Source organism: Pokkaliibacter plantistimulans, assembly GCF_003194385.1.
Lineage (GTDB): Bacteria > Pseudomonadota > Gammaproteobacteria > Pseudomonadales > Balneatricaceae > Pokkaliibacter > Pokkaliibacter plantistimulans.
On sequence record NZ_LAPT01000087.1, the window covers coordinates 36883 to 47904 of the forward strand.

Annotated in this window: 14 protein-coding genes; 7 read left to right on the forward strand and 7 right to left on the reverse strand. The window is 59.2% G+C overall.

The annotated features are described in order from the left end of the window. Window position 1 precedes the first annotated feature (1 nt). From WH50_RS17605 to WH50_RS17620, 4 genes are all read right to left on the reverse strand, one after another. Window positions 2–472, reverse strand: a complete 471-nt coding sequence (locus WH50_RS17605) for a hypothetical protein (protein ID WP_110188593.1) — start codon at window positions 470–472, stop codon at window positions 2–4. After that, entirely contained in the window at window positions 469–681 is a 213-nt protein-coding gene (locus WH50_RS17610; RefSeq protein ID WP_077144371.1) for a helix-turn-helix transcriptional regulator, read from the reverse strand. Before WH50_RS17610 ends, WH50_RS17605 begins: the two co-directional genes overlap by 4 nt. A gap of 182 nt (window positions 682–863) precedes the next feature. Continuing rightward, window positions 864–1868, reverse strand: coding sequence for a hypothetical protein (locus tag WH50_RS17615; RefSeq protein WP_110188595.1), 1005 nt, complete (start codon window positions 1866–1868; stop codon window positions 864–866). Beyond that, a complete protein-coding gene (locus WH50_RS17620) occupies window positions 1831–2994 on the reverse strand; it encodes a hypothetical protein (protein WP_207780373.1) in 1164 nt (387 codons plus the stop codon). Before WH50_RS17620 ends, WH50_RS17615 begins: the two co-directional genes overlap by 38 nt. A gap of 299 nt (window positions 2995–3293) precedes the next feature. Here WH50_RS17620 and WH50_RS17625 point away from each other — a divergent pair, with 299 nt between their 5' ends. From WH50_RS17625 to WH50_RS17655, 7 genes are all read left to right on the forward strand, one after another. Further along, on the forward strand, window positions 3294–3620 hold the full coding sequence (locus WH50_RS17625) for a helix-turn-helix domain-containing protein (protein ID WP_243410156.1): 327 nt from the start codon (window positions 3294–3296) through the stop codon (window positions 3618–3620). Next, window positions 3617–4528: an ImmA/IrrE family metallo-endopeptidase gene (locus WH50_RS17630; protein ID WP_110188597.1), complete on the forward strand. Its 912-nt coding sequence runs from the start codon at window positions 3617–3619 to the stop codon at window positions 4526–4528. Before WH50_RS17625 ends, WH50_RS17630 begins: the two co-directional genes overlap by 4 nt. A gap of 17 nt (window positions 4529–4545) precedes the next feature. Then, complete coding sequence (locus WH50_RS17635; protein WP_110188599.1) at window positions 4546–5760, forward strand: hypothetical protein; 1215 nt, start codon at window positions 4546–4548, stop codon at window positions 5758–5760. 125 nt (window positions 5761–5885) lie between these two features. After that, entirely contained in the window at window positions 5886–6104 is a 219-nt protein-coding gene (locus WH50_RS17640; RefSeq protein ID WP_110188601.1) for a hypothetical protein, read from the forward strand. Further along, window positions 6101–6607, forward strand: coding sequence for a DUF2924 domain-containing protein (locus tag WH50_RS17645; protein ID WP_110188603.1), 507 nt, complete (start codon window positions 6101–6103; stop codon window positions 6605–6607). The genes WH50_RS17640 and WH50_RS17645 overlap by 4 nt, the downstream gene beginning before the upstream one ends. After that, window positions 6604–7959, forward strand: a complete 1356-nt coding sequence (locus WH50_RS17650) for a recombinase family protein (protein WP_110188605.1) — start codon at window positions 6604–6606, stop codon at window positions 7957–7959. Before WH50_RS17645 ends, WH50_RS17650 begins: the two co-directional genes overlap by 4 nt. Beyond that, window positions 7956–8408 (forward strand): LacI family transcriptional regulator, encoded by a 453-nt coding sequence (locus WH50_RS17655; protein ID WP_110188607.1) that lies wholly within the window; start codon window positions 7956–7958, stop codon window positions 8406–8408. The genes WH50_RS17650 and WH50_RS17655 overlap by 4 nt, the downstream gene beginning before the upstream one ends. Before the next feature lie 37 nt (window positions 8409–8445). Here WH50_RS17655 and WH50_RS17660 read toward each other — a convergent pair whose 3' ends face one another. The 3 genes from WH50_RS17660 to WH50_RS17670 are packed head-to-tail and all read right to left on the reverse strand — an operon-like array spanning window position 8446 to window position 10800. Continuing rightward, on the reverse strand, window positions 8446–9297 hold the full coding sequence (locus WH50_RS17660) for a hypothetical protein (protein ID WP_110188615.1): 852 nt from the start codon (window positions 9295–9297) through the stop codon (window positions 8446–8448). Between the two features lie 11 nt (window positions 9298–9308). Next, window positions 9309–9977, reverse strand: a complete 669-nt coding sequence (locus WH50_RS17665; RefSeq protein WP_110188617.1) for a helix-turn-helix domain-containing protein — start codon at window positions 9975–9977, stop codon at window positions 9309–9311. 19 nt (window positions 9978–9996) lie between these two features. Continuing rightward, window positions 9997–10800 carry a TIGR04255 family protein gene (locus WH50_RS17670; protein WP_110188619.1) on the reverse strand — a complete coding sequence of 268 codons (804 nt, stop codon included), beginning with the start codon at window positions 10798–10800 and terminating at the stop codon, window positions 9997–9999. Window positions 10801–11022: the final 222 nt, after the last annotated feature.

The window sequence follows — 11022 nt, forward strand, 5'->3', positions numbered from 1 at the left end:
ATTACTCCTGAAGCAGAACGAGACGAAAGCCCGGCTTGCCGGTCTTGAGGGTGCGTGCCGGAGCGAAGGCGCTCTTGAGCGACTCGGGCCACGCGTTGAACTTGGTTTCCGAGATCCGGTAGCTGATCTCCACGTACTCGGACGGGTCGTCACCATTGGCGGCGATGCGCTGGCTGATCTCGGCGAGCCGCTTCTGGTCCCAGTCGACTTTCTTGGGCAGATCGGCGGAGATGCGGACGTGCCCGTCGTCGAAATAGACGACGCCGGTGTCCTTGCCTGCTGCCAGGCGGAGCTGGTGGGCGCGGTCGGCGTACTTGAGGTCCAGTGCGCGATCGACGTGCTCGACGATCGCCTTGGCAGCAGCCAGAAGATCAGCCGCGTCGTTCTTGAGCTGGAACAGCGACTCGCTGCCAAGGGCGGCGAGCTCGCCGGCTGGGGTGGTAAGGACTTCGTCGGGGGAAATGCGGTTCACAGTGCACCTCCCGCATTGACGCGTTCGGAGGTGCTCTTGCGCAGGCTCTCGGCCTCGTAGGCTTCGATGTCCTCGATGCGATACGCGACGCGGCCTTGCAGCTTCAAAAATACTGGGCCGATTCCCTCGGAACGCCAGCGCTCAAGCGTGGCTTCGCTGACTCCCCAGCGTTCGGCCAGTTGGCCTTGGTTCAGATGTTTGACACTCACGATGCACTCCTTCTGGTTGTTGCGAATTCGTGAGGTCAGTTTCGAAGTCGGCCTGTGCGGGCGTCTGCCGCCGCCATGTACGGGCGGATGTACGGGCGCAGCTTCTGAGGGGAAAAGCGGAGGCCAGAAAGCAAAAAACCGCCCGAAGGCGGTTGTGCGTAGTGCTGCCAACTGGTGGCAGGTCAATCGCGGCGGAAGCCATACTTCCCCTTTTCAGGGTTGTCGATGTAGTCCTCCCAGTCGGTGTTGCCACTGAACAGGTTCTGCATGCGCTGACTGCGCGCCGTCTTCTTGTCGGCATAGGCGGCGTCGAGAATTTCAGCGGCTGAGAGAATCCACCTGTCGTTGATGGCCTGCTCGAACATGTAGCGGACTGCCGCAGCCTGACGCTCGCCCTTGATCGTCCAGGGCTTGGTCTTGGTGCGGATGGTCAGCGTGTTGGTGTACTCGTCAAAGTGCACCGGCAACACGGGGCGGATCGCGCCATCGGGTGGCGCGGCCAAGATGCGATGCAGCAGATCCATGTCGATGCATGGCGTCGCGACATAGTCGACGATTGCTTCTCGAAGCGACGCGAAGCGGTAGCTGCGAGGCGGGCGAACAAACTGCGGCAACACACCGCCAGACGACAAAATCAGACCCTGGTCAGGAAGACCTGTCTGGCCGAAGTGGCGGAATACCTCTTCGACGGAGTGCGTCAAGCCGCGAACGAGCCAGACGTCTGTCAGCGCGGGGCCGATTCTTGCCTTCCCCAAATGCCAGAGGGCATCGTCCAGCAGCGGCGCATCGATCCCTTTTCGCAGAGCCTGCGCGATACCCAGGAGGTCGGCGATGGCGCTCAGGATTCCAGCTGGCCGAACGCTGTAGACGGCGACTTCAGCGGCGGGAACAAATTTCCACCGAAAAGTCTCAGGGCAGCGGTAGCGATATCGATCAGCTTGGTCATCTTCAGTCAGGTCGACTTGAATGAGATCGTCATCAAGCGATGCTGGGTAGCTCCCCGCGTAGCCGACGCAGTCGGTCCACTGCTCCAGCAGCTTCTGCGTCAATGACGTCCGACCAAGGACTTTCCACCCAGGCACCCCACGAAGCCGCTGTCCGTCGCCGTCGGCAATCGGCTGCCCAGACCGTTCGAACAGGTCAATCAGATCAAGCAGCGACTGCGTCTGCAGGGGCTTCGACGACATCGCCGATCTCCTTCACCAGATGCCATTTGGCCAGCAGTCGGTCGCACAGCGCCCGGTCCTTTTCCCGCTTGGTCTTGATGTTGCACTTGTTGTCGTCGCGCAGGATCACGGTGATCGTCCGTGCGCGGTCCTTACCGACCTTTTTCAGCTTGATGGACAGCTTGGCGTAGTTGAGGTGGTGATCGCGGAAGTCGAAGGCGGGGCCGATCAACGACCGGGCGGCCGCATAGATGTCATCGACGTCCTTGGTCCAGATCTTCACCAGGAGCGACCGCCCATTTCCGGCGGCGTAACCGAGCTCGACCACCTTGACGAACGCTACCGGCTCGCCGGACAAGTCGAAATTTCGCGGCGCCGCCAAGCTCTGGTAGTCGTATTGCTTGAGCGGGATCTTCTCGCCGGTGATGGGCGATTGCAGCAGGGTGTCGGCCACGATGCGCGCCAACGCTTCCCGGCCCGCCGTATCTTTCGACAGCACCTCCAGGTGCCCATTGGCCGGCTCGTAAGTGATGTGCGAAGACACTGCCCGAACCACTTCCTGGGGCACCAGTTCGCTGGCCTGCACGCAGTCGATGATTTCCGGTGGGCGGTTGTGATGGATGCTGATCTGGTATAGATCCACGTCCTCGCCGGTCTGCGTGTCGGGCCGCAGACGCTTGAAAATCTGGATCGCGACCGCGTCATCGGAGCACCCGAGTTGTTGGGCGACGGTCTGGTGGAACGCCGCCTTGGCCGCTGCGTCGTCGAGTACCGCCAGGTTGGCAGGTGCCATGAATCCGGAGTAGCAGGAGGCACTTTGCCGGAATACGTCGGCCTGTCGGGCGTTGAGGGCTTCCTCAAAGATCACGGGTTCATGGACGTGCAGCCACAGCGCCCGCTCGTACTGGTTCGGAATCGCTGCGAAGGTTTCCCGGGCGGCGTCATCGAAGATGTCGTCCTTGAAGCCGTCGATGACGTCCTGGCCGGCGCCGTCCGACAGCAGCACGATCCGTTCGGCCACTTCTTCGATCCGCTGCCGCTCGCCCACCCCAAGAGCCGCGAGCACAGCCTCCATCTGTTGACGCTGTTCTTTCTTGGGCTTCTTGGCGTCCGCATCCGGCATGGCCAGGCCGAATTCATCCACCATAAATTCACGGAACACCGCCGGTGGCAGGTGGCAGGTGGCAGGTGGCAGGTGGCAGGTGGCAGGTGGCCCAGGAGCTTGCTCAGGTTTTCTGCATCGTTCATCTACATACCCCTCAAAGGTTTGGATCGGCTTGGTATCAGCCTCGACGGCCCCTTCTTCTTGTTGGGGTGTGCAGACCGATGGCGTTCGGTGTACCGAACGATTCAGATTGTCGCGGAGCGGTTAGGGGTTTGTCAAGCAGGTACGAAATCGTTCGGCGTAGTGGTATTATTTTCGGATTGAAGCCAACAAATGAGGAAATGCCAGTGCCATCGCCCCTGGGGGACAAGATCCGCGCACTGCGGAAGCAAAAGAAGCTCAGCCTGGAACAGTTGGCCGAACTGACCGACTCCAGCAAGAGCTACATCTGGGAACTGGAAAACAAAGACGACCCAAAGCCATCGGCCGAGAAGATCGGCAAGATCGCTGCCGTCCTCGAGGTCACCTCGGAGTTTCTGCTGACCGAGTCGGCAACCACCCCGGACGAGGAAGTGCTCGATGAGGCCTTCTTCCGTAAGTACAAAAACATGTCCGAGCCGGACAAGAAGAAGATCCGCAAGATCCTCGATGCCTGGGAAGATGAATGACGGACGCGAAAAAGCCCATGGCCGAGGCCAACCGCATCTCGTCGATGCTCAACACGGTTCTCGGTGCGGATCGCTTTCCAGTCAAGGTTGACGAACTGGCGCTGGAGTATTCCCGCCAGTGTTTTTCGGACTCGCCGATCGACACGGTTCGGGGCGAGGATCTGGAAGGTTTCGATGGTCTACTGAAGGCCAACAAGGCGCGCTCGAAGTGGCTGGTCCTCTACAACAGCGCCACCCCGTCGGAAGGCAGAAAGCGCTTCACGATTGCACATGAGTTCGGCCACTACATCCTGCACCGTCACCAGCAAGACCTTTTCGAGTGCGGCGACGGCGACATCGAAACGGGCGACAACAACGAACGCGACATCGAGGCAGAGGCAGATCTGTTCGCCTCGACTTTGCTGATGCCGCTGGACGACTTCCGGCGCCAGGTCGACGGGCAACCGATCAGCTTCGATCTGCTGGGTCACTGCGCCGACCGCTATGGGGTATCGCTGACGGCTGCCGCCTTGCGCTGGACCGAGATCGCTCCCAAGCGCGCCATACTGGTGGCCAGCCGCGACGATCACATGCTGTGGGCCAAGTCGAACAAGGCGGCGCTCAGGTCTGGCGCCTACTTCGCGACGCGCAAGAACACCATCGAGCTGCCGCACGATGCGTTGGCGCACAGCTACAACGCCTTTGACATGGCCGACAGCCGAACGGGGCGCGCCCAGTCCTGGTTTTCCCGGGAGCCTGCCAGCATGCCGATCACGGAGATGACACGCGTCGCGGGTCAGTACGACTACACGCTGACCTTGCTACTGCTGCCCGAGGCCGAGTGGCAGGGAGCTCGGCACGATGATGAGGAACCGGAGGAAGACACCTACGACCGCTTCATCCGCAACGGCCAGTACCCGGTGCGGTAGCTTATGGTGGATCGATCATGAGCGCCCACAAGTGGCAATTCGCTTCCCGTTTTCGCCGGCATGCCTTTGGCTGGCGGTCCGACACGCCGGTGCAGCGGATCAAGGAAGCCATCACGGAGATCAAGCAGGTCGCCCGCAAGGAGCCTGTAATCGCGGCTGAGGGCGCCATTATCCTGCTAGAAAAGCTCTCGCCGGCGCTGGAACAGGTGGACAGTTCATCGGGGGCACTGGGTTCGGCCGTCAACAAGGCCATCGATACCCTGGTGCCCATCATCGTCAAGGCTGACGTCGAGCCGAAGCTGCGAGAACGCTGGCTCGAACGCTTGTGGCAAGCGCTGCAGGACGACGAGATGCCCTACATCGAACTGCTCGGCGATTACTGGGGCGAGTTGTGCGTGACGCCGGAGCTGGCCTCGCACTGGGCCGATGAGTTTTTGCCGGTCGTCGAGAGCGTGTGGAGCCCGAAGGCTTCCGGACATGGATTCTTCAAAGGCACCAGCGCTTGCCTGGCATCAATGTTCGCGGCGGGTCGCTACCAGGATTTGCTGGCACTGCTCGACAAGGCACGGTTCAAGTGGTGGCACGATCGGCGCTGGGGTGTGAAGGCATTGGCAGCGATGGGCAGGAAGGCCGAGGCGATCCGATACGCCGAGGAGTCGCGCGGTCTCAATGATCCTGGCTGGCAGATTGCCGAGGCCTGCGAAGAGATCCTGTTGTCCTCTGGTTTGCTCGACGAGGCTTACCGCCGCTATGCCATCGAGGCAAATCAGGGCGCAACGAACCTGGCGACGTTTCGCGCCATTGCCAAGAAGTATTCCCACAAACAGCCAGATGAGATTCTGCGCGACCTGATTGCCAACACGCCTGGCGCCGAGGGTAAATGGTTCGCGGCGGCGAAAGACGCGGGGCTCTTCGCAGTGGCTGCTGAGTTGGCAGCACGCAGCCCGACCGATCCGCGCACGCTGACGCGCGCTGCCCGTGACTACGCCGAGAAGCAGCCAGCATTCGCGCTCGCCGCAGGTCTTGCTGCGTTGCGCTGGATCTCTCTCGGCTATGGCTACGACATCACCGGCGCTGATGTGCTCGATGCTTATTCGGCAGTCACGCAGGCGGCAGGGAACGCAGGTGTTCCAGCCCAACAGATCAACGAGCAAATCCGAGACATGCTTGCCAGTACCCCGCTCGGCAATTCGTTGATGAAGACCATCCTCGCCCGTCATCTGGCGAACTAAAAGGGACCTGCTTTTCGCAGCAACCCGCATCGGTTCGCACGACTCCGAAACTCCCTCATGGTGTCGGCAGCAGTCCATCCGGACAATTTCACTGCATGTGAGTTTGACCGAGAGGACCGCCACCGATGCATCAAATCAACCATCTACCACCGGAGCGGATGACGCCGGAACAGCGTCGCCACGAGATCGCGTCGTTGCTGGCCAATGGCCTGGCACGCCTGCGTATCACCGGCACAGAACAGTCCGCAAACAGGGCCGAAGCGAGCGGGTTTGAGCTTGGCTTCTCTGGCAACCAGCGCGTTCATACAGACCCCGTCAACAAGACAACTACGGAGTCGAAATGAGCTCGCAAACACCATCGTTTTCCACGCCGCCATCGGTAGCGGCGCAGATCGCCAGGTTGCCCGAGATGCCGATGGCAGAGATCCGGGCACTCTGGCAGAAACTGGTCGGTGGCGACACGCCCACCCACAACCGTCATTTCCTCGAACGCCGGATTGCTTACCGTCTGCAGGAGTTGGAGTTCCGCAAGGTCGATGCCAATCTGCTGGATCGCAACCAGCGTCGCATCGAATCACTGGTCGAAACCGGTAAGGTGAAGAAACGCGACCGCGATTACCGTCCGGCCGCAGGCACGGTACTGGTCCGGGAATACAAAGGCGTCGAGTACCGCGTGATCGCAACCGCCGACGGCCAGTATGACTTCCAGGGACGCATGTACCCGAGCCTCTCGATGATCGCCCGCGAAATCACCGGCATGCGCTGGTCGGGTCCGCTGTTCTTTGGCCTCAAGCCGCCGTCCAACACTAAGGCCAAGCCGTCCACCGAGAAGAGAGGTGGGCGATGAGTGAAGTCTTGAAGCGCCGTATGCGCTGTGCAGTCTACACGCGCAAATCCACCGATGAAGGGCTGGACCAAGAGTACAACTCGATCGACGCCCAGCGCGATGCCGGTCATGCCTACATTGCCAGCCAGCGCGCCGAAGGCTGGATACCGGTCGCCGACGATTACGACGATCCCGCTTTTTCCGGCGGCAACATGGAACGCCCGGCGCTCCAGCGCATGATGGCGGATATCGAGGCCAGCAAGATCGACGTGGTCGTCATCTACAAGATCGATCGTCTGACGCGCAGCCTGGCGGACTTCTCCAAGATGGTAGAAGTGTTCGAGCGCTACGGCGTGTCGTTCGTGTCGGTCACCCAGCAGTTCAACACGACGACCTCCATGGGTCGGCTGATGCTGAACATCCTGCTGTCCTTCGCGCAGTTCGAGCGCGAGGTCACTGGCGAGCGCATCCGCGACAAGATCGCGGCCAGCAAGCGCAAGGGTATGTGGATGGGTGGCGTGCCGCCGCTGGGCTATGACGTCGAGAACCGGCGGTTGGTGCCCAACGAGCGTGAGGCCAATCTGATCCGGAACATCTTCCAGCGATTCGTCGAACTTGGGTCCAGCACCGCACTGGTCAAAGAGCTGAAACTGGATGGCGTGACGTCAAAGGCGTGGACCACACAAGATGGCAAAGCTCGCGATGGCAGGCCGATCGACAAGGGCCACATCTACAAGCTCCTGAGCAACCGCACCTACCTTGGCGAGTTGCGGCACAAGGACCAGTGGTACCAGGCCGAACACCCGCCGATCATCAGCCGCGAACTATGGGACAGCGTCCACGCGATCCTGGAGACGAATGGCCGGGTGCGGGGCAACACGACGCGGGCCAAGGTTCCCTATCTGCTCAAGGGCATCGTGTTCGGCAACGACGGGCGCGCGCTGTCGCCGTGGCACACCACCAAGAAGAATGGTCGGCGCTACCGTTACTACGTGCCCCAGCGTGATGCCAAGGAACACGCGGGTGCCTCGGGGCTGCCGCGACTGCCTGCCGCAGAACTCGAATCGGCGGTGCTTGATCAACTGCGCGCGATCCTGCGTGCACCGAATTTGCTCGGCGATATGCTACCGCAAGCGATCAAACTCGACCCGACCCTGGACGAGGCCAAGATCACCGTGGCCATGACCCGACTCGACGCGATTTGGGATCAACTGTTCCCAGCGGAGCAAACCCGGATCGTCAAGCTGCTGGTGGAGAAGGTGATCGTGTCGCCCAATGACCTCGAAGTGCGACTGCGCGCCAACGGCATCGAGCGGCTGGTGCTGGAACTGCGTCCCGAGCCGGTCGAGCAACAAGCGGAGGCCCTGGCATGAGCGACATCCGCATCCAGAAAACCGGCGAGCCGGACATCCTGCAGACCAGCGACGGCAGGCTGACCCTGTCCGTGCCGATCCAGATCAAGCGCCGCAGTGGCCGCAAACTGGTCACCTTGCCGAACGGCGAAACCGCGCCGGTCAGACCGTGGGACGTAGCACCGTCCTCCATCCAGTTGGCGTTGGCCAGAGGCCACCGCTGGTTGGCGATCCTGGAGTCAGGAGAGGCGAAGTCCTTGAAGGAGATCGCTACGCGGGAAGGAATTGACAACAGCTACGTCAGCCGGATGGTCAACCTGACCACACTGGCACCCGACATCGTGGCGGCCATCCTGGACGACGCACTGCCGAACCACATCACATTGTTCGATCTGGCGGTTGATCCGCCGGCGCTGTGGGATGAGCAGCGGGAAAGAATCTGGGTCACCACGTGTAGCGTGTCCCGCTAATTGCAGCGGTATACAGATCTGATCCATTCAGCATGGATCAAGGTGTGATCATTGGTTGTGGCGGGTCTTCTTGGAGACTCATATGTTCCAGACGCCATTGCTTCAGCATCTCACGTTGAGCGACGGTAATGGCACTGTCCGAAATTGGGTCGCAATACATGAGGCAGATGTTTTTCCATCCTAAGTCCTTGGGGTGAAAGGCTGCCTCGAAAAGCTCTTCCAGTGCTTCAGCTGCCTTGCTTGCGACTTGTGCAGCAGTCGGCTCGTCTCGAAGGCTGTCATAGAGCACGACAATCCCAAGCTGATAGACGTCATCCGGCCCATCGCGCTCAACGTCTTTACCTTCATCAAGATCGAAAAGCAGTGCGCGTATGTAATCGCCACCGTCTGCCAAGACGCTCTCTATGCGTTTAAGAAAGGTTCGTTTTCCGGGTAGGTTGGCGCTACGCAGGCGATCCTCAAAAGCTTCTGGAAACGCGGCGCGGTGATAGCGAGACGCGAGCCACCGCTGAAGTATTCCGATACCCTGGCCATCGAGCCATATGTCTTGGCGGGGTTGAGTGGAAAATAGTTCATGCTTTGCTACTGGCCGCTTACTCGTTGCCAATAGTTCAATTGCTATAGATCCGGCTTCTGACTGATATTCGATATGCAGGCGCCTGGCAGTTTTGCCGAATGAATCGCCACCAAGCTTGTCAATGCGTTTTCCGATCACGATCTCAACACATGGTTCTTTGTCCTGCGATGCTGATAGGTCGCAGTCGTGGGAAGCGACCACAGCGAAGTGCTGATCATCACATTCGGGTGTCAGCAGATCGAGCGCCTTCGCTGCTTCAAGAGTTACGACATTGCCTTGGCGCCATGAAAACTGCCGATCGTTGTCTGCCATGCAATGGCTCCTCACGCATTTTCATCAAGGTGAGGAGAGCCAAATTCTGTGGAAGTATCGGGAGTCGCAGATCTTCCCGCTAGGCGTGCAGCGAGACGCTGGCGTTGCTGGGATTCCCTGACCAGAGTGGTAGCGAGCGTTTTTGCCAACTCCGCGACATTTCCGTTTTCTCTGACGGCGTCCAAAATGGACTGGCCACCAGCAATCTTTCTGCGGAAAAATTGAGGGGATGCCTCGATTCCAGCTTCAAGAAATACGTCAGTAGCTCGTGCCAGCTCTGAGAGACGTTGTGCGTTTCGCGGCGAAAGAGTGCCTCCCTTAATCCACTCATGTACCGCTTGTCGCGATACGCCAAATACCCTGGAAAGCTCAGAAACTGAGATCTTTGTGACCGCACGAATGTGTGCGATGTCTCGAGCAGATTCACTGATGGTGCCTTCCGAGTTTTCGCTCTGTCCGCTGATCTCGATTTGATTGATGTCCCAATTTGCAGTGGCCGCGCTAGCATGCAAATAGTTCGGCGACAGCAATCCAAACGTACCAGCGACGCAATAGGTCAAGATACGCCCACGAAGATTATTCTGTCGCGCCATGTCCACAAGAAGATCATCTTCTTTCGTAAACGCGGCAGTTCGGGTTATGGGTCTTGCTGGCCCATTGGACTGATAGGCTGCGTACATGGTTATCTCCTTTGCGTTTTTAGCTATTCCACGCTGAGACCGCGATCGGCGTAACAGTTGCGTCAAATGCAATCCCGACACCATCACGCAACACTTGCAGCTGAGATTTTATGAGTTCCAGATTGAAAGGGTGCCGACCTTCGATTGATGCATCGGTATCCACTATGGCATGAACGCCATTGATCTCGCGGAATCGATCGGCAACCTTCATTCCAATGGGTTGAAGATCCATAGGGAATCCAAGCGGCCCAGATTGGATGATCGTTCGTGCGAGAACGGCGCACTTGGCTGTTTGGATATGTGTTTCGGCAAACGAGTGAGAGACCGTGACTTCTTCCGGCAAACGGCTGCTGAGCCCGAGCACACCAGGCGCCAAGTAGTCAGTGAGTCCTGTCTCACCGCCAGGAGGAACGACTGCGTCGAGGTACCGTAGCCCAATCCGCTCGGAGTGGGCCAACGTGACGCATTCGTGAACGATGGCCAGCCCTCGCATGAATTCGTCAGCAAGGGATTCAAACGTTTCATACTCTGTCGTGTGAAACGATAGGGCGTTCTGCTCGACGATGAATCCCCTAGTGCTGTCAGTACTAAAAAACATCAGCCGCTCGACTTGTTCAACGACTGGGGGCTGCGGCTGTGGGGCGTCTCCCAGTTGGGGCGCGAGCGTAAATGCCATGGCGATCCCCTTCTTAAAGTCGGGGTAGCCTGCTTTCCGCATGCGATCCTGAATGTCGGGTGCGTAGGAGCCGAGCCGAAGGACGGGGTTGTGCCGGACTTGGGCAATGGTGAAGTACACCGGTGCGTTCTTCATTTTTTGGCCCATGGCACTCTCCAGTTGACGGCGGGATTGACACTTTACAGTATAGTTGACACCTTGTGAAGCGGTAGGTTCACAAGGAAAGACACTGCTGTAAGCGCTGATGCAGATGTAGTGGTCAACTATTTCCGGACAGCTTCTTAGCTTCTTTTTCCCTCATCACCGGGGTTAAACCACCGTTGTGGCAATGAGGCCTCTGTTCGTTGTAATAGCTCATCAGGTAGTCAC

Bases quoted from the DNA above. Each gene is read 5' to 3' on its own strand.
- WH50_RS17645 (WP_110188603.1), top strand. From the start codon at position 6,101: ATGAGCTCGCAAACACCATCGTTTTCCACGCCGCCATCGGTAGCGGCG.
- WH50_RS17665 (WP_110188617.1), bottom strand. From the start codon at position 9,977: ATGTACGCAGCCTATCAGTCCAATGGGCCAGCAAGACCCATAACCCGA.
- WH50_RS17620 (WP_207780373.1), bottom strand. From the start codon at position 2,994: ATGGTGGATGAATTCGGCCTGGCCATGCCGGATGCGGACGCCAAGAAG.
- WH50_RS17630 (WP_110188597.1), top strand. From the start codon at position 3,617: ATGACGGACGCGAAAAAGCCCATGGCCGAGGCCAACCGCATCTCGTCG.
- WH50_RS17635 (WP_110188599.1), top strand. From the start codon at position 4,546: ATGAGCGCCCACAAGTGGCAATTCGCTTCCCGTTTTCGCCGGCATGCC.
- WH50_RS17655 (WP_110188607.1), top strand. From the start codon at position 7,956: ATGAGCGACATCCGCATCCAGAAAACCGGCGAGCCGGACATCCTGCAG.
- WH50_RS17660 (WP_110188615.1), bottom strand. From the start codon at position 9,297: ATGGCAGACAACGATCGGCAGTTTTCATGGCGCCAAGGCAATGTCGTA.
- WH50_RS17640 (WP_110188601.1), top strand. From the start codon at position 5,886: ATGCATCAAATCAACCATCTACCACCGGAGCGGATGACGCCGGAACAG.
- WH50_RS17615 (WP_110188595.1), bottom strand. From the start codon at position 1,868: ATGTCGTCGAAGCCCCTGCAGACGCAGTCGCTGCTTGATCTGATTGAC.
- WH50_RS17670 (WP_110188619.1), bottom strand. From the start codon at position 10,800: ATGGGCCAAAAAATGAAGAACGCACCGGTGTACTTCACCATTGCCCAA.
- WH50_RS17625 (WP_243410156.1), top strand. From the start codon at position 3,294: ATGCCAGTGCCATCGCCCCTGGGGGACAAGATCCGCGCACTGCGGAAG.
- WH50_RS17650 (WP_110188605.1), top strand. From the start codon at position 6,604: ATGAGTGAAGTCTTGAAGCGCCGTATGCGCTGTGCAGTCTACACGCGC.